We start from the raw sequence: 18,743 nt of genomic DNA, 5'->3' as shown, positions 1-18,743 counted from the left end.
TTACCATTTAGCCACATCAATAGTGTGGTTTGTTTGATTTCGAACATAAACGAGCGAAAATCGAAAGTGAAACGTGATTCCATGCGCTTTTTTGCGCATTCTGTCATATTTCTGTAACAATCTGTGCGTTGATTCACAGTAACAATCACCGTGATTTCTTAACATCGCCGCCTCTCTGGAGTGGGGACGTTACCCTCTGAACATTAAAACAGGGCCACGGAGGCTGTCATGCTGAGTATTTTCAAACCTGCGCCGCATCGGGCGCGTCTGCCAGAGGCAGAGATCGACCCGCTTTACCGCCGTCTGCGTTGGCAAATTTTCCTCGGGATTTTCTTCGGCTATGCGGCCTACTACCTGGTGCGCAAGAACTTCGCGCTGGCGATGCCGTATCTGGTGGAGCAGGGCTTTTCGCGCGGAGATTTAGGCTTCGCGCTGTCGGGGATCTCTATCGCCTATGGCTTTTCAAAATTCATCATGGGGTCGGTGTCGGATCGCTCGAATCCGCGCGTGTTTCTGCCCGCGGGGCTGATTCTGGCGGCGGCGGTGATGCTGTTTATGGGCTTTGTGCCGTGGGCAACCTCCAGCATCGCGATTATGTTCGTGCTGCTGTTCCTCTGCGGCTGGTTCCAGGGGATGGGGTGGCCGCCGTGCGGACGTACCATGGTTCACTGGTGGTCGCAGAAGGAGCGCGGCGGCATCGTGTCGGTGTGGAACTGCGCGCATAACGTCGGCGGCGGTATTCCACCGCTGCTGTTCCTGCTGGGGATGGCGTGGTTCAACGACTGGCACGCTGCGCTCTATATGCCCGCGTTCGGTGCCATTTTGGTGGCGATTATTGCCTTCGCCCTGATGCGCGATACGCCGCAGTCCTGCGGCCTGCCGCCGATTGAAGAGTATAAAAACGACTATCCGGACGATTACAGCGAGCAGCACGAAGAGGAGCTGACGGCGAAGCAGATCTTCATGAAGTACGTGCTGCCGAACAGGCTGCTGTGGTACATCGCGGTGGCGAACGTGTTTGTTTACCTGCTGCGTTACGGCATCCTCGACTGGTCGCCAACCTATCTGAAAGAGGTGAAGCACTTCGCGCTGGATAAATCCTCCTGGGCCTACTTCCTGTATGAATACGCGGGTATTCCCGGCACGCTGATCTGCGGCTGGATGTCGGACAAAGTGTTCAAAGGCAACCGCGGCGCGACGGGCGTGTTCTTTATGACGCTGGTGACCATCGCGACGGTCGTTTACTGGCTCAACCCGCCGGGCAACCCATCGGTAGATATGGCCTGTATGATCGTTATCGGCTTCCTGATTTACGGCCCGGTGATGCTGATTGGTCTGCACGCGCTGGAGCTGGCACCGAAAAAAGCGGCGGGGACGGCGGCGGGCTTTACCGGCCTGTTCGGCTACCTGGGCGGCTCGGTCGCGGCAAGCGCCATCGTGGGCTATACCGTTGACTTCTTCGGCTGGGACGGCGGCTTTATGGTGATGATCGGCGGCAGCGTGCTGGCCGTGCTGCTGCTGATTGTGGTGATGATCGGCGAAAAACGTCATCACGCGGAAGTTCAGGCGCGTCGTCAATAAGGAGCAATGCCATGAAACTGACTCAACTGGCCACCGGTCTGCTGCTGGCGGGCTTAATGACAGGCTCTGCGCTGGCGGCCGAAAAAATAGTGATTGCCCATCGCGGCGCCAGCGGCTATCTGCCGGAGCACACGCTCCCGGCAAAAGCGATGGCCTACGCGCAGGGTGCGGATTATCTGGAGCAGGATCTGGTGATGACGAAGGACGATCGGCTGGTCGTTCTGCATGACCACTATCTCGACCGCGTGACGGACGTGGCGGAACGCTTCCCGGATCGCGCCCGGAAGGACGGGCGTTACTACGCCATAGATTTCACGCTGGCGGAGATCCGCTCGCTGAAATTTACCGAAGGCTTCGAGATTGAAAACGGCAAGAAGGTACAGGTCTATCCGGGACGCTTCCCGATGGGCAAATCTGATTTCCGCATTCATACCTTTGAGGAAGAGATTGAGTTCGTTCAGGGTCTGAACCACTCAACCGGCAAAAATATCGGTATCTATCCGGAAATCAAAGCGCCGTGGTTCCATCATCAGGAAGGAAAGGACATCGCCGCGAAAACGCTGGAGGTGCTGAAGAAATATGGCTACACCAGCAAGCAGGATAAGGTCTATCTCCAGTGTTTTGATGCCGCCGAGCTGAAGCGCATTAAGAACGAGCTGGAGCCGAAGATGGGGATGAACCTCAACCTGGTGCAGCTGATTGCCTATACCGACTGGAATGAAACCCAGGAGAAGCAGCCGGACGGCAGGTGGGTGAACTACAGCTATGACTGGATGTTTAAGCCGGGCGCGATGAAGCAGATTGCGCAGTACGCCGACGGGATTGGGCCGGACTACCACATGCTGGTGGCGGACGGCTCAACGCCGGGTCACGTAAAACTGACGGCGATGGTGAAAGAGGCGCATGCCAGCAGGATGCAGCTTCACCCGTACACGGTGCGAGCGGACCAGCTGCCGGACTATGCGACGGACGTGAATCAGCTTTATGAGGTGTTGTACAACCAGGCGGGCGTGGACGGACTGTTTACGGATTTCCCGGATAAAGCGGTCGAATTCATTCACCGGAAGTAGGTTTTGTAGGTCGGGTAAGGCGAAGCCGCCACCCGACAATCAGGCTCTGCGGCCTGATGCCCTCACCCCAACCCTCTCCCACAGGGAGAGGGAACCAGGGCAATCACATCTCGATCTCAATATCCCCTTTTGCCCGGCAGCAGCAGGGCAAAATTTCCCCTTCGTTGATAAAGGCCAGCGGCTGGGTCAGCCAGTCAACCTGGCCTGCTACCAGACGGCAGCGGCAGGAGCCGCAATAGCCTTCACGACACTGATACTCAACTTCCACCTTGTGCGCTTCCAGCGCCACCAGCAGAGAAGGGTGCTCTTCGAGGCACAGCACTTCTGTGCCGGAAAGGCGAAGGGTTACGCGCGTCATCAGAGCTGGAAGTCGCTCAGGTCGTCGGTGTTGACTTCAGAGTCAATCTGACCGACCAGGTAAGAGCTCACTTCCACTTCCTGCGGCGCGACCTGCACGTTATCGGACACCAGCCAGGTGTTGATCCACGGGATCGGGTTGGAGCGGGTCTGGAACGGCAGCTCCAGGCCGACAGCCTGCATACGGATGTTGGTGATGTACTCAACGTACTGGCACAGAATGTCTTTGTTCAGGCCAATCATGGAGCCGTCGCGGAACAGGTAGTCTGCCCACTCTTTCTCCTGCTGCGCTGCCAGCACGAACAGGTCGTAGCACTCCTGCTTGCACTCTTCGGCGATTTCCGCCATCTCCGGGTCGTCCGCGCCGCTGCGCAGCAGGTTCAGCATGTGCTGGGTGCCGGTCAGGTGCAGGGCTTCGTCACGGGCGATCAGACGGATGATTTTGGCGTTGCCTTCCATCAGCTTGCGCTCGGCAAAGGCGAAGGAGCAGGCGAAGCTCACGTAGAAGCGGATAGCTTCCAGCGCGTTGACGCTCATCAGGCACAGGTAGAGCTGTTTTTTCAGCGCGCGCAGGTTAACGGTAATCGTTCTGCCGTTCACGTTGTGGGTGCCTTCGCCCAGCAGATGCCAGTAGCTGGTCATCTCGATCAGCTCGTCGTAGTAGTGGGCAATGCCTTCCGCGCGCTTCTGGATCTGCTCGTTGGTGACGATATCGTCAAACACCACCGCTGGATCGTTCACGATGTTGCGGATGATATGGGTGTATGAGCGCGAGTGGATTGTTTCAGAAAACGCCCAGGTTTCAACCCAGGTTTCCAGCTCCGGAATGGAGATCAGCGGCAGCAGCGCCACGTTCGGGCTGCGGCCCTGAATAGAGTCCAGCAGCGTCTGATACTTCAGGTTGCTTAAGAAGATATGCTTTTCGTGATCCGGCAACGCCTGGAAATCAATACGGTCGCGGGATACGTCCACTTCTTCCGGGCGCCAGAAGAAGGAGAGTTGCTTTTCAATCAGCTTTTCGAAGATGTCATATTTTTGCTGATCGTAGCGTGCCACGTTGACCGGCTGGCCGAAGAACATCGGCTCTTTGAGCTGGTCGTTTTTCGTCTGTGAAAAGGTGGTATATGCCATGAGTGTGTCCTGTGAGAAATTTTGTCGGCCGGGCCGACAAAATCGTAGGCCGGGTAAGCGAAGCGCCACCCGGCATTGACATTAAATCTTACATGCGCCGCTTTCGCAGCCATCGTCCTGAATGGATGGAACCATGTCGTCCTGCGCGTCTTCCGCACCATCACGGGTGTTGTGATAGTACAGGGTTTTCACGCCAAACTTGTAGGCGGTGAGCAGGTCTTTCAGCAGCTGCTGCATCGGCACCTTGCCAGACGGGAAGCGCGTTGGATCGTAGTTGGTATTGGCAGAGATCGACTGGTCGATAAACTTCTGCATGATACCTACCAGTTGCAGGTAGCCGTCGTTGTTCGGCATTTCCCACAGCAGTTCGTAATTGTTCCCCAGCGTTTCGTAGTCCGGAACAACCTGACGCAGCACGCCGTCTTTAGACGCTTTAATGCTGACGTGGCCGCGCGGTGGCTCGATACCGTTGGTGGCGTTAGAGATCTGCGAAGAGGTCTCGGACGGCATCAGGGCTGAGAGCGTGGAGTTACGCAGGCCGTGAGTCTTGATGGACTCGCGCAGCCCTTCCCAGTCGAGGTGCAGCGGCTCGCTGACGATCCCGTCCAGGTCTTTTTTGTAGGTATCGATCGGCAGAATACCTTTCGCGTAGGTGGTTTCGTTGAACCACGGGCACGCGCCTTGCTCTTTCGCCAGCTCGTTGGAGGCTTTCATCAGGTAATACTGAATCGCTTCGAACGTCTGGTGAGTCAGGTTGTTCGCGCTGCCGTCGGAGTAACGCTTGCCGTTTTTCGCCAGCCAGTAGGCGAAGTTGATCACGCCAATACCCAGGGTACGACGGCCCATTGCACCGCGTTTGGCCGCCGGGATTGGGTAATCCTGGTAATCCAGCAGGGCGTCGAGGGCGCGAACGGCCAGTACCGCCAGCTCTTCCAGCTCGTCCAGGCTCTTAATCGCGCCCAGGTTGAACGCGGACAGCGTACACAGCGCGATTTCGCCGTTTTCGTCGTTCACATCGTCCAGCGGTTTGGTTGGCAGAGCGATTTCCAGGCACAGGTTGGACTGGCGAACCGGCGCCACAACCGGATCGAACGGGCTGTGGGTGTTGCAGTGGTCAACGTTCTGAATGTAGATACGGCCGGTAGAGGCACGTTCCTGCATCATCAGAGAGAACAGATCCACGGCTTTCACGCGCTGCTTGCGGATGCTGTCGTCTTTTTCGTATTTGGTGTACAGACGCTCGAACTCGTCCTGATCGGCAAAGAACGCGTCGTACAGGCCCGGCACGTCGGACGGGCTGAACAGGGTGATCTCTTCACCTTTCAGCAGACGGGTGTACATCAGCTTGTTGATCTGCACGCCGTAGTCCATGTGGCGAACGCGGTTGCCTTCCACGCCACGGTTGTTTTTCAGCACCAGCAGGCTTTCCACTTCCAGGTGCCACATCGGGTAGAACAGGGTTGCTGCACCACCGCGCACGCCGCCCTGAGAGCAGGATTTCACTGCGGTCTGGAAGTGTTTATAGAACGGGATACAGCCGGTATGGAACGCTTCACCGCCGCGAATCGGGCTGCCCAGCGCACGAATACGACCGGCGTTGATACCGATGCCAGCACGCTGGGACACGTATTTCACAATGGCGCTGGAGGTGGCGTTGATGGAGTCCAGGCTGTCGCCGCACTCGATCAGCACGCAAGAGCTGAACTGGCGGGTTGGGGTGCGCACGCCAGACATGATTGGCGTAGGCAGAGAAATTTTGAACGTTGAAACCGCGTCGTAGAAGCGCTTCACGTAGCTCAGACGGGTTTCACGCGGATAGTTAGAGAACAGGCAGGCCGCCACCAGAATATACAGGAACTGGGCGCTCTCGTAGATTTCGCCGGTGACACGGTTCTGAACCAGGTATTTACCTTCGAGCTGCTTCACCGCCGCGTAGGAGAAGTTCATGTCGCGCCAGTGGTCGATAAACCCGTCCATCTGCTTGAACTCTTCTTCCGTGTAGTCTTCCAGCAGATGCGTGTCGTACTTACCTAACTCCACCATTTTGACAACGTGGTCGTACAGCGCCGGCGGCTCAAACTGGCCGTAGGCTTTTTTACGCAGGTGGAAAATGGCCAGACGGGCGGCGAGGTACTGATAATCCGGTGCGTCGCGGGAGATCAAATCCGCCGCGGCTTTAATAATGGTTTCGTGGATATCAGACGTTTTGATGCCGTCATAGAACTGAATATGAGAACGCAGTTCAACCTGAGAGATAGATACGTTATTCAGCCCTTCTGCTGCCCAGTCGAGAACTCGATGGATTTTGTCCAGATTGATACGCTCGGTAGTACCGTCGCGCTTTGTCACCAGCAGACTCTGATTCATGTGGGTTTTTACCTGTCCGTGAAATAAAAAATATCCCCCGTTTATCCACAGATCCGTCTTGTGACTAACTCTGTGGATAAATACTACATATAGGGGGTTTGCGATAAGAGAAACGCTATATGGTGAGTATTCTAGTATCGATTCATTTCAGCACAAGGGTTGATTTTGACGTTAAATTGAGGTTGTCAAAGGGTGAAAAAGGCTAAGTCCTCGTGCTGTAAGGCCTGGAAGAGATGTCAATATTCCAGAAAAAAAATACAAAATTTGATCGAGTGCTGATTTCTTCAACGGGAGGGCAGGATTGCGCAACGTGATGTCGCGCAACCTTTATAAGATTATTCGATGACGTTAGTCGTTTTTAGCGGTTGTGTGCAACATATAATTAACATCCACGCCCGGTCCGAGCTTGAATTTGTCCAGCACCGGATTGTAGTGCAGGCCGGTGATGTGCTGCTCTTTAAGCCACGTCTGGTCAACCCAGCTCAGTAATTCAGCAGGCTTAATGAATTTCTTCACGTCGTGCGTCCCTTTCGGCACCATGCGCAGCACGTATTCCGCGCCTACCACCGCCATTAGCCAGGCTTTGCCGTTGCGGTTAATCGTAGAGAAGAAGACCTGACCGCCCGGTTTCACCAGTTTTGCACAGGCGTTGACCACGGACTGCGGATCGGGGACGTGTTCGAGCATCTCCATACAGGTGACAACATCGTATTGATGGGCGTGTTTGGCCGCGTGCTCTTCAACGGTTTCCTGAACATAGTCCACCTGTACGCCGGATTCGAGCGCGTGCAGCCGTGCAACCTGTAGCGGTTCAAAGCCCATGTCCAGGCCCGTCACGGTCGCGCCTTCGCGGGCCATGCTCTCCGCCAGGATGCCGCCGCCGCAGCCGACGTCGAGCACCTTTTTACCGAACAGACCGCCGGAACGCTCCGCGATATAGCCCAGACGCAGCGGATTAATGCGGTGCAGGGGTTTGAACTCACCTTCGAGATCCCACCAGCGGGACGCCACCGCTTCAAACTTGGCAATCTCTTCGTGGTCAACGTTGTGAGCCACCGGGGATTTTTCGGCATTCATGGACGCGTTTACTCCGTAATTTAAAGACGGTCAAAGTATATCAGGATAATAAACCAAATTGGTTTATAACCCTCCGGCTGTGTTATAATTTGCGACCTTTGAATCCGGGATACAGTAGAGGGATAGCGGTTAGATGAGCGACCTTGCGAGAGAAATTACACCGGTCAACATCGAGGAAGAGCTGAAGAGCTCCTATCTGGACTATGCGATGTCGGTCATTGTTGGCCGTGCGCTGCCGGACGTCCGCGATGGCCTGAAGCCGGTACACCGTCGCGTACTATACGCCATGAACGTATTGGGCAATGACTGGAATAAAGCCTATAAAAAATCTGCCCGTGTCGTTGGTGACGTAATCGGTAAATACCATCCACATGGTGATTCCGCGGTGTACGACACCATCGTCCGTATGGCGCAGCCATTCTCGCTGCGCTACATGCTGGTAGATGGTCAGGGTAACTTCGGTTCTATCGACGGCGACTCCGCCGCGGCAATGCGTTATACGGAAATCCGTCTGGCGAAAATTGCCCATGAACTGATGGCCGACCTGGAAAAAGAAACGGTTGATTTCGTTGATAACTATGACGGCACGGAAAAAATCCCTGACGTGATGCCAACGAAAATCCCTAACCTGCTGGTGAACGGTTCGTCCGGTATCGCCGTAGGTATGGCCACCAACATTCCACCGCACAACATCACGGAAGTGATCAACGGCTGCCTGGCCTATATCGACGATGAAGACATCAGCATTGAAGGGCTGATGGAACACATCCCGGGCCCGGACTTCCCGACGGCGGCAATCATCAACGGTCGTCGCGGTATCGAAGAAGCGTACCGCACGGGCCGCGGCAAAATTTATATCCGCGCCCGCGCGGAGGTGGAAGCGGACGCTAAAACCGGCCGTGAAACCATCATTGTTCACGAGATCCCGTATCAGGTGAACAAAGCCCGTCTGATTGAAAAAATCGCCGAGCTGGTTAAAGAAAAACGTGTTGAAGGTATCAGCGCGCTGCGTGACGAGTCTGATAAAGACGGGATGCGCATCGTCATTGAAATCAAACGCGACGCGGTGGGCGAGGTTGTGCTGAACAACCTGTACTCCCAGACTCAGCTTCAGGTCTCCTTCGGTATCAACATGGTTGCGCTGCACCACGGTCAGCCGAAGATCATGAACCTGAAAGAGATCCTGAGCGCGTTTGTGCGTCACCGCCGTGAAGTGGTGACTCGCCGTACTATCTTTGAATTGCGTAAAGCGCGCGACCGTGCCCATATCCTCGAAGCACTGGCCGTGGCGCTGGCTAACATCGATCCAATCATTGAGCTCATCCGCCGCGCGCCGACCCCGGCCGAAGCGAAAGCAGGATTGGTCGCTCAGCCTTGGGCGCTGGGTAACGTAGCGGCAATGCTGGAACGTGCTGGCGATGACGCGGCGCGTCCAGAGTGGCTGGAGCCGGAGTTCGGCGTGCGTGACGGTCAGTACTATCTGACTGAACAGCAGGCCCAGGCGATTCTGGATCTGCGTTTGCAGAAACTGACCGGCCTTGAGCACGAAAAACTGCTCGACGAGTACAAAGAGCTGCTGGAACAGATTGCCGAGCTGCTGCATATCCTGGGTAGCGCAGATCGCCTGATGGAAGTGATTCGTGAAGAGCTGGAGCTGGTCCGCGATCAGTTCGGCGACGAGCGTCGCACCGAAATCACCGCGAACACCTCTGATATCAACATTGAAGACCTGATCAACCGTGAAGACGTGGTTGTGACCCTGTCTCACCAGGGCTATGTGAAGTATCAGCCGTTGACCGACTACGAAGCACAGCGTCGTGGCGGTAAAGGGAAATCGGCGGCACGTATTAAAGAAGAAGACTTTATCGACCGCCTGCTGGTGGCGAACACCCACGACACGATCCTCTGCTTCTCAAGCCGTGGTCGTCTGTACTGGATGAAAGTCTATCAGCTGCCGGAAGCGAGCCGTGGCGCGCGTGGTCGTCCAATCGTTAACCTGCTGCCGCTGGAAGCGAACGAACGTATCACCGCAATTCTGCCGGTACGCGAATACGAAGAAGGCGTGAACGTCTTCATGGCGACCGCCAGCGGTACGGTGAAGAAAACCGCGCTGACCGAGTTCAGCCGTCCACGCTCTGCCGGTATTATCGCGGTGAACCTGAACGAAGGCGACGAGCTGATTGGCGTTGACCTGACTTCCGGTACTGATGAAGTCATGCTGTTCTCTGCGGCCGGTAAAGTGGTGCGCTTCAAAGAGAACGCGGTACGTGCGATGGGTCGTACGGCGACCGGCGTTCGCGGTATCAAGCTGGCGGGCGAAGACGCGGTCGTTTCCCTGATCGTTCCGCGCGGTGAGGGTGCAATCCTTACCGTGACGCAGAACGGTTACGGTAAACGTACCGCAGAAAGCGAGTACCCGACCAAGTCCCGCGGAACGCAGGGCGTTATCTCTATCAAAGTGACCGAGCGCAACGGTTCCGTTGTGGGCGCGGTGCAGGTAGACGATACCGACCAGATCATGATGATCACCGATGCCGGTACGCTGGTGCGTACGCGCGTGTCCGAGATCAGCGTGGTTGGCCGTAACACCCAGGGCGTGATCCTCATCCGTACTGCGGAAGATGAAAACGTGGTGGGCTTGCAGCGCGTGGCTGAACCTGTAGACGACGAAGAGCTTGACTCTATCGACGGCAGCGTGGCGGAAGGCGATGATGAAATCGCGCCGGAAGCGGACACTGACGACGATGCAGCGGATGACGCTGACGAGTAATGTCTCCTGACGCAAAAAAGGGCCGGATTCCGGCCCTTTTCTTTTTCAGTTGCAGACAAGTGAACGTTGCGACATGGCGCGTTTACCGCTACCTTAAACCTCATTCTTTTTGACCCCGACGGCGGAGCCTCGCCCCTTTGAAATACCTCGTTTCTTTTCGTACCACGCTAAAAGTTTCTCGCTATCTTTTTCGGGCGCTGGCGCTACTGCTTTGGCTGCTGGTGGCGCTGTTTTCGGTGTTTTACATCGTCAACGCGCTCCATCAGAAAGAGTCTGAGATCCGCCAGGAGTTTAACCTCAGCTCCGATCAGGCCCAGCGCTACATTCAGCGCACCTCGGATGTGATGAAAGAGCTGAAGTACATCGCGGAAAACCGTCTGACGGCGGAAAACGGGGTGCTTGCCACGCGCGGTCGGAACGACAGGGCGGAAGTGCCGGATTTCGAGCCGCTGTTCCCCGATTCCGACTGTTCGGCAATGGGCAGTACCTGGCGCGGATCGCTGGAGTCACTCGCCTGGTTTATGCGCTACTGGCGCGATAATTTCTCTGCCGCCTACGATCTCAACCGCGTGTTCCTGATTGGCAGTGAAAATCTGTGCATGGCTGACTTCGGCCTGCGGGATATCCCGGTTGAGCGCGACGATGCCCTGAAAAGCCTGCACGAACGTATCGTGAAGTACCGCAACGCGCCGCAGGACGAGCGCGGCAACAATATCTTCTGGATAAGCCAGGGGCCGCGCATGGGCGTGGGTTATTTCTATGCCCTGACGCCGGTCTATCTGGGCAATCGCCTGCAAGCGCTGCTGGGCATCGAACAAACCATCCGCATGGAAAACTTCTTCACCCCGGGCAGCCTGCCGATGGGGGTGACCGTTCTCGATGAAAACGGGCATACGCTGATTTCGCTCACCGGGCCGGAAAACCGCCTGAAAGTAGATCCGCGCTGGATGCAGGAGCGCTCATGGTTTGGCTATACCTCCGGCTTCCGCGAGCTGGTGCTGAAGAAAAGCCTACCGCCGTCCTCGCTGAGCATCGTCTATTCGGTGCCGGTGGACGTCGTGCTGGAGCGGATCCGCATCCTGATCCTGAACGCCATTATTCTCAACGTGCTGGTCGGCATTGCGCTGTTTACCCTGGCACGCATGTACGAGCGAAGGATCTTTATTCCTGCGGAAGTGGATGCCCAGCGCCTGGAAGAGCACGAGCAGTTTAACCGCAAGATTGTGGCCTCCGCGCCCGTCGGGATCTGCATTTTGCGCACCCAGGACGGCACCAATATTCTGAGTAACGAGCTGGCGCATAACTATCTGAACATGCTGACGCACGAAGACCGGCAGCGGCTGACGCAAATTATCTGCGGTCAGCAGGTTAACTTCGTTGACGTGTTGACCAGCACCCATACCAATCTGCAAATCAGCTTCGTTCATTCCCGCTATCGTAACGAAAACGTGGCGATTTGCGTGCTGGTGGATGTTTCCGCGCGCGTGAAGATGGAAGAGTCGTTGCAGGAAATGGCGCAGGCGGCGGAGCAGGCCAGCCAGTCGAAATCCATGTTCCTTGCCACCGTCAGCCACGAGCTGCGCACGCCGCTGTACGGGATCATCGGTAACCTTGACCTGCTGCAAACTAAAGAGCTGCCGAACGGCGTTGAGCGTCTGGTTACCGCCATGAATAACTCGTCGAGCCTGCTGCTGAAAATCATCAGCGACATTCTCGATTTCTCCAAAATTGAGTCCGAGCAGCTGAAAATCGAGCCGCGCGAGTTCTCGCCGCGTGAGGTGATGAACCACATCAGCGCCAACTATCTGCCGCTGGTGGTACGTAAACAGCTGGGCCTGTACTGCTTCATTGAGCCTGACGTGCCGCTGACGCTGCACGGGGATCCGATGCGCTTGCAGCAGGTCATTTCTAACCTGCTGAGTAACGCCATCAAATTTACCGATATCGGCTGTATCGTCCTGCACGTTTGTCGGGCAGGGGACTACCTCAGCATTCGCGTGCGTGATACGGGCGTGGGGATCCCGGCGAAAGAGGTGGTGCGCCTGTTTGACCCGTTCTTCCAGGTGGGTACCGGCGTCCAGCGTAACTTCCAGGGCACCGGACTGGGTCTGGCGATCTGTGAAAAGCTGATCAGCATGATGGACGGGGATATTTCCGTTGATACCGAGCCCGGCATGGGAAGCCAGTTCACCATTCGTATTCCGCTCTATTCGGCCCAGTATCCGGCGAAGTCCACCCTCGACGGGCTGAGCGATAAACGCTGCTGGCTGGCGGTGCATAACGCCTCGCTGAATGATTTCCTCATGTCTCTGCTCGGCAACGGTGGGATACGCGTGTCGCGCTACGAGGGGCAGACGCCTGACGTGGAAGATGTGCTGATCACCGACGGCGAACTTGAGCAGCCGTGGGCGGGAAGGGGCGTGGTGACCTTCTGCCGTCGTCATATCGGGATCCCGCTGGAGCGTGCTCCGGGGCAATGGGTACACAGCGTTGCCACCCCGCATGAGATTATGGCGCTGCTGGCGCGGATTTATCGCGTGGAGCTGGAAGAGAACGGCGGCACTTCGGCGCTGCCTTCGGCGGATTCACTGGCGTCGATGAACGACGATATGATGATTCTGGTGGTTGATGACCATCCGATTAACCGCCGGCTGCTGGCCGACCAGCTCGGTTCGCTGGGCTATCAGTGTAAAACCGCCAACGACGGCGTGGACGCGCTGAACGTATTAAGTAAAAACCATATCGATATCGTGCTGAGCGACGTGAACATGCCAAACATGGACGGCTATCGTCTGACGCAGCGTATTCGCCAGCTGGGGCTGACGCTGCCGGTGGTGGGCGTGACGGCGAACGCGCTGGCAGAAGAGAAGCAGCGCTGTCTGGAGTCGGGAATGGACAGCTGTCTGTCGAAGCCGGTGACGCTGGACGTGCTGAAGCAGACGCTGTCGGTCTATGCCGAGCGGGTCAGGAAAACGAGAGTATAAAAAAGGCCCGTAAGGGCCTTTTATGTTATCACCCTCTCCCTGTGGGAGAGGGCCGGGGTGAGGGCATCAGGCCGCACACCCGTCTGAGATCAGTCCTTGTCCGTCGCGCTCAGCGTAACGGAAGAGAGGTAGTTCAGCAGCGCGATATCGTTATCCACGCCCAGTTTCATCATTGCTGACTTCTTCTGGCTACTGATGGTTTTAATACTGCGGTTCAGCTTCTTGGCAATTTCCGTTACCAGGAAACCTTCTGCAAACAGACGCAGCACTTCACTCTCTTTCGGAGACAGACGCTTGTCGCCGTAACCGCCCGCGCTGATTTTCTCCAGCAGACGGGAAACGCTTTCTGGCGTGAACTTCTTGCCTTTTTGCAGGGCCGCCAGCGCTTTTGGCAGGTCGGTTGGTGCGCCCTGTTTCAGGACGATCCCTTCGATATCCAGATCCAGCACGGCGCTTAGAATGGCCGGGTTGTTGTTCATGGTCAGAACGATAATCGAAATATCCGGGAAGTGACGTTTAATGTATTTGATGAGGGTGATCCCATCACCGTATTTATCTCCCGGCATGGAGAGATCGGTAATGAGCACGTGCGCATCAAGTTTAGGAAGGTTATTGATCAGTGCTGTGGAATCTTCAAATTCACCGACTACATTCACCCACTCGATCTGTTCAAGTGATTTGCGAATACCGAACAGTACAATCGGATGGTCATCGGCAATAATTACGTTCATATTGTTCATGTATAAGGCTACCTTGCTACAGCAAGCTCTTGACGTAAGCGTCAATGTCGCTGATGTATTTTTCAATGCCAGAGGCATCTTTCTCACGAATTAGATGTTCCAGCGTTCCACATAACTGCTTGCCGGGAACCAGATTAAGCATGGCAAACACCCCTTTAAGCCGGTGTGCTGTCTGCGCCAGCGCTGCGAAATCCTTCGCAGCGGACTCAGTATACAACCGCTTAACATCATCTGGTACTGTATCAACAAAGAGTGAATAGTAGCCGCTGGCATGGAGTTCGGCATTTTCGTCACCGCCCAGAGGGGACTCCAGGATCTCTTCTTGTGCCAGCTGTTCTTCTATAAGTTGTAATACAGCTTCCTGCATCGCGTTGCTCATATTAAAGTTGACGCGCACCTGGCCTGGGCCGATTTTTCGCACGCCTGGCTCATCATCGCTTAAAAGCAAGCCCGAGGCAGTAAGATTAGACGGATTATCAGTTAAAAAGAGATCAAATTCTTGACTCGTCAGCCTTTCATCCGGGGTGATGCAGGACGCGCCCCAGTTTTCTAACTGTCGCACCACGATATTACGGATCTCGTTTGAGGTCACATCCACCATCACCGTCACGTCGTCCAGCAGGCGCTCTTCATCTTCTTCCTGCGGATTAGCCGCCATTTTCACGTGCAGAGAATAGCGGGTGCCGAGGGAGTCGCGCGCTTTGATATTCAGGTGGCCGCCGAGCTTGCGCGCCAGCTGATCGCAGAGCCAGAAGGTGAGGGCGTTGGCTTTACCGTAATGATCGCCCTGCGTGTCGTTCAGGAACGGGAAGTGCAGATTATCGATTTCGCTGGTTGTGACCCCTTCACCGGTATCCAGAATGCGGAACGTCAGGCGATCGTCCCCGGATTCATCGGTGCTGACTTCAAGTGTCACTTTGCCAATCTGCGTGGTGGTGACGGAATACTGGATCAGCATCAGCAGGATGCGGCGCAGCGCTTCACGGTCGCCGTGGCGTTCGTCGTTAGCGGGTAAGCGGTTGTTGATCAGCAGCTGAAGCCCTTTGCGTTTGATCACCGGCAGCACTTCAGGCACCACTTCGTCGATCAAATCCTGAGTGGAGAAGAGGGTAGAGCCGCCTTTCCAGGTGTCATTTTCCAGCATATTCGCCAGCTGAATTTCATCTACCAGACGCACCAGCGTATCGGCCCTGCTGGCCAGCTGATGGCTTTCCGGCGTGCTGATGGCCGCGGCCTGGCTTGCCAGGGATTTCAACGGCTGCTTAAACGCCTCGCCGATGTTCTGCATAAAGGCGGCGCGGCCCTGCTGGTTTTTCTCATACAGCCGCTGAGCCTGTTTGAGCTTTTTGTTTACCAGCACCTCGCGATCCTGATCGCGAATAACAAAGATTTGCGTGCGGGAGGCCACCTGGCTGCGGAACTGTCGGATTTCGTACAGCTCGTTGTTGATGGTCGCCTGAATCACCCCCTGGTGCTGATCCGCCATGCTGGTGATGTTTTGCAGGTTCAGGTGCGGCAGCAGGTGATCGGCAATCTTGTTGCTCATCACCGTGCGGTTCGCCTCCTGGTCGTGAACCAGCACGCCCAGCGGCAGAACGGAAATAATCTCTTCATTTAAGGCGCGCAGGACGCGCAGCTCGTTGCTGGTGCCGGCGGACACGGATGACGTTTCACTCGGGCGCCCAGGCTGGAAGCGGAAGGTGCTGTAGCCGAACAGCGCCAGCGCCAGCAGACCAATGTTAAGCAAAAGCGGCAGCAGGATGTTTTGCAGCGTGTCGAGCAGCAGCGTACCAAAAGGCACCTGCCACACCAGGCGCATCCCGGTGGAGTTCAGTGCGGAGGCAATTTCAATCTTCGCCCCGTTGAAGGAGATCGCCACGCTTTCGGCGCCCTCTTTATCGGACGGGTTACGCATGTTTTGCGTGCTGTTGTCCGGATCCAGGCGGAAGCTGTCCAGCGCCATATCGGGCGGGATAAGGTCGTTGATAGGCAGATCGAAGGCCACCACAGTTGCCAGATGTCCTGGCTGATTAAAGGTGGTACGCAGAGTGAAGTAGTGGCCGTTTTGCCAGGCCAGGCGACGCAGGGCGGAGAAACTTTCGCGCTCATCCAGCGCGTTGGCCTGCTGCAACATTTCGGCACGACGGGAATCCACGATGCTGCCCACGGTGGTCTCTTTAAAACCGGAGGAGAGATCTTTCAGCGGCAGAGTGGAGATCAGGATCATGCTGTTGTCCTGACCGTTCAGATAGTACATCGACCAGGGCACGGTTTCGGCGCCCCAGAGGGTATCCAGATACGATGAGATCCGCTGGGTCATTTCAAGCGTGGCGCTGTCGTGCGAGCCGAAAATGAGCGCTTCGGTTTTACGCTGCGGCTTTTCCAGGTAGTAAACGTCCTGCTTCAGGCGCGTTTCTTGTAATCCTTCGCCCGAGGAGGTCGACGGCGCGGCGGCGATATTGTCGTAGATTTGCCAGGTCGCATAGCGCCAGGTATCAATGCGCTTATGCACCGCATGGGTGATATCGACAATCTGGTAGCTTTTATCCTTGAGCCAGGCGTTGACCGCGCTTTGCACCATCACGCCCATCGTGACCAGCAGCACGACTATCAATAAAAGAAAGAAACGGGTGATGCTCCCGGGCAGAAGGGAAAATTTACTCGGAGCGGAAGTTTCTGACTGACTCATTGATATGTTAACCCATTGTGGCCGCACTATAAGGACGATAGGGCAGTATAAAGGGTAATAACCGAATTTCCAGCGCCGAGCCTGTGAATGAGTCACTTTTTCCCGCCGCGATATCGATTTGTACCGTTGCGTTAAAGATGTACATCCTGACGCTGATTGTACAATTAAAGGCCAGTTGTACCCGAGGAATAGCACGAATTAACAAGAAATTATGATTTGCAGTAATTTTGAAGGCGGAAAGATGATTGCAGAGGAATTTAATTAATAGTCGTTATGATTTCCAGGCAGTAGCACAAAAAAAGCATAATTACGTAAAGAAAGGTAAAAAAAAACCGAATGCGTTGCATCCGGTTCAATAAGGGATAAACAGACATTCAAAGCTGAATGACGGTAATAAATAAAGTTAATGATGATAGCGAGGATTATTTTAGTGAGATCGCTGAAATTTGTTTTGTCATTCAGTGCTGTAAGGTTTATTCGCTCAACTTATTGATTTTGTTTGTTTTATATTATTTTTTGATTATCCGTGCTCTATTTTTAAGCTTTACGTGCTTTGTAAAAGTTCCTCTTTATTTACAAAATGAAACATCTTCAAAGTTTTCGTATCATATTCGCATTGGATTATTCTGCATTTTTAAGGAGAATGAAATTGCCGACTGGTTAAGAGGGTTAACCGGTAAGCAGTGGTAATAATAAGCATATAAAGGCATATAACAGAGGGTTAATAACATGAAAGTTAAAGTACTGTCCCTCCTGGTACCAGCACTGCTGGTAGCGGGCGCAGCAAATGCGGCTGAAATTTATAACAAAGACGGCAACAAATTAGATCTGTACGGCAAAGTAGACGGTCTGCACTATTTCTCCGATGACGACGGCGCTGACGGCGACCAGACCTACGTTCGTCTTGGCTTCAAAGGCGAAACTCAGGTTAACGATCAGATTTCCGGCTACGGCCAGTGGGAATACAACGTTCAGGCGAACGACACCGAAAGCAGCAGCAACCAGTCATGGACGCGTGTGGCCTTCGCGGGTCTGAAATTCGCTGACGCAGGTTCTTTCGACTACGGTCGTAACTACGGCGTGATCTACGACGTAACTTCATGGACTGACGTACTGCCAGAATTTGGCGGTGACACCTACGGTTCTGACAACTTCCTGCAATCCCGCGCTAACGGCGTTGCGACCTACCGTAACCAGGACTTCTTCGGTCTGGTTGACGGCCTGAACTTTGCTCTGCAATACCAGGGTAAAAACGGCAGCGTAAGCGGCGAAAACGACACCGGTCGTAGCACGCTGAAACAGAACGGTGACGGCTACGGCGCATCTCTGACCTATAACCTGGGTGAAGGCTTCAGCATCGGTGGTGCGATGTCTTCTTCCAAGCGTACTGCTGACCAGAACGCAAGCCAGATTACTAACCCGGGTCTGAAAGGTAACGGCGATAACGCAGAAGTCTACTCTGGCGGCCTGAAATATGATGCGAACAACATCTATCTGGCAGCGCAGTACTCCCAGACCTATAACGCAACCCGTTTCGGTGATTCCAAGTCTGACGACGATGATGCCGTTTACGGATTCGCGAACAAAGCGCAGAACTTCGAAGTGGTTGCTCAGTACCAGTTCGATTTCGGCCTGCGTCCTTCCGTGGCTTACCTCCAGTCTAAAGGTAAGGACATCGAAGGCTACGGCGACCAGGATCTGCTGAAATATGTTGATGTGGGCGCGACTTACTACTTCAACAAAAACATGTCTACCTACGTGGACTACAAAATCAACCTGCTGGATGACAACACCTTCACCAAAAACGCAGGTATCGGTACTGATGACATCGTAGCGCTGGGTCTGGTTTACCAGTTCTAATCGCCAGTCAGTATTGCTAAGGGGGCCATGCGGCCCCCTTTTTTGTCACTTTTTGGGATCTTACAAACCCGTCTTTTTGGTGTACTCTTGCCGCCCTGGCATGAGGATAATAATGAA

General features: G+C 54.9%; 11 protein-coding genes. 5 read left to right on the top strand and 6 right to left on the bottom strand.

The window, feature by feature from the left end; genetic code table 11:
- Positions 1-228: 228 nt before the first annotated feature.
- Together glpT and glpQ are read left to right on the top strand one after the other, a co-directional pair.
- Complete coding sequence (gene glpT / locus ACSVHP_RS14540; RefSeq protein WP_234675434.1) at positions 229-1,581, top strand: glycerol-3-phosphate transporter; 1,353 nt, start codon at positions 229-231, stop codon at positions 1,579-1,581.
- 11 nt (positions 1,582-1,592) lie between these two features.
- A complete protein-coding gene (gene glpQ / locus ACSVHP_RS14535) occupies positions 1,593-2,651 on the top strand; it encodes a glycerophosphodiester phosphodiesterase (RefSeq protein WP_447552260.1) in 1,059 nt (352 codons plus the stop codon).
- Positions 2,652-2,754: 103 nt separating this feature from the next.
- Here the strand turns inward: glpQ and yfaE are convergent, their stop codons facing one another.
- The 4 genes from yfaE to ubiG form a co-directional block, all read right to left on the bottom strand.
- Entirely contained in the window at positions 2,755-3,009 is a 255-nt protein-coding gene (yfaE, locus tag ACSVHP_RS14530; protein ID WP_234675436.1) for a class I ribonucleotide reductase maintenance protein YfaE, read from the bottom strand.
- Complete coding sequence (nrdB, locus tag ACSVHP_RS14525; RefSeq protein WP_234675437.1) at positions 3,009-4,139, bottom strand: class Ia ribonucleoside-diphosphate reductase subunit beta; 1,131 nt, start codon at positions 4,137-4,139, stop codon at positions 3,009-3,011. The genes yfaE and nrdB overlap by 1 nt, the downstream gene beginning before the upstream one ends.
- A gap of 81 nt (positions 4,140-4,220) precedes the next feature.
- Positions 4,221-6,506, bottom strand: a complete 2,286-nt coding sequence (gene nrdA, locus ACSVHP_RS14520) for a class 1a ribonucleoside-diphosphate reductase subunit alpha (protein WP_234675438.1) — start codon at positions 6,504-6,506, stop codon at positions 4,221-4,223.
- A gap of 348 nt (positions 6,507-6,854) precedes the next feature.
- Positions 6,855-7,583 carry a bifunctional 2-polyprenyl-6-hydroxyphenol methylase/3-demethylubiquinol 3-O-methyltransferase UbiG gene (gene ubiG, locus ACSVHP_RS14515; protein ID WP_234675439.1) on the bottom strand — a complete coding sequence of 243 codons (729 nt, stop codon included), beginning with the start codon at positions 7,581-7,583 and terminating at the stop codon, positions 6,855-6,857.
- Between the two features lie 133 nt (positions 7,584-7,716).
- Here ubiG and gyrA point away from each other — a divergent pair, with 133 nt between their 5' ends.
- A complete protein-coding gene (gene gyrA, locus ACSVHP_RS14510; RefSeq protein ID WP_234675440.1) occupies positions 7,717-10,353 on the top strand; it encodes a DNA topoisomerase (ATP-hydrolyzing) subunit A in 2,637 nt (878 codons plus the stop codon).
- Between the two features lie 137 nt (positions 10,354-10,490).
- Positions 10,491-13,337, top strand: coding sequence for a two-component system sensor histidine kinase RcsC (gene rcsC, locus ACSVHP_RS14505; RefSeq protein WP_447552259.1), 2,847 nt, complete (start codon positions 10,491-10,493; stop codon positions 13,335-13,337).
- A gap of 89 nt (positions 13,338-13,426) precedes the next feature.
- Here the strand turns inward: rcsC and rcsB are convergent, their stop codons facing one another.
- Together rcsB and rcsD are read right to left on the bottom strand one after the other, a co-directional pair.
- A complete protein-coding gene (gene rcsB, locus ACSVHP_RS14500) occupies positions 13,427-14,077 on the bottom strand; it encodes a response regulator transcription factor RcsB (RefSeq protein ID WP_003859405.1) in 651 nt (216 codons plus the stop codon).
- Positions 14,078-14,093: 16 nt separating this feature from the next.
- A complete protein-coding gene (rcsD, locus tag ACSVHP_RS14495; protein ID WP_447552258.1) occupies positions 14,094-16,766 on the bottom strand; it encodes a phosphotransferase RcsD in 2,673 nt (890 codons plus the stop codon).
- Positions 16,767-17,495: 729 nt separating this feature from the next.
- Here rcsD and ACSVHP_RS14490 point away from each other — a divergent pair.
- Positions 17,496-18,626, top strand: a complete 1,131-nt coding sequence (locus tag ACSVHP_RS14490) for a porin OmpC (RefSeq protein ID WP_447552257.1) — start codon at positions 17,496-17,498, stop codon at positions 18,624-18,626.
- Positions 18,627-18,743: the final 117 nt, after the last annotated feature.

Source organism: Enterobacter sp. 186315 (assembly GCF_053290175.1).
Note: the sequence above shows the minus strand (reverse complement) of the source record. Positions and strands in the feature narration are given on the sequence as shown.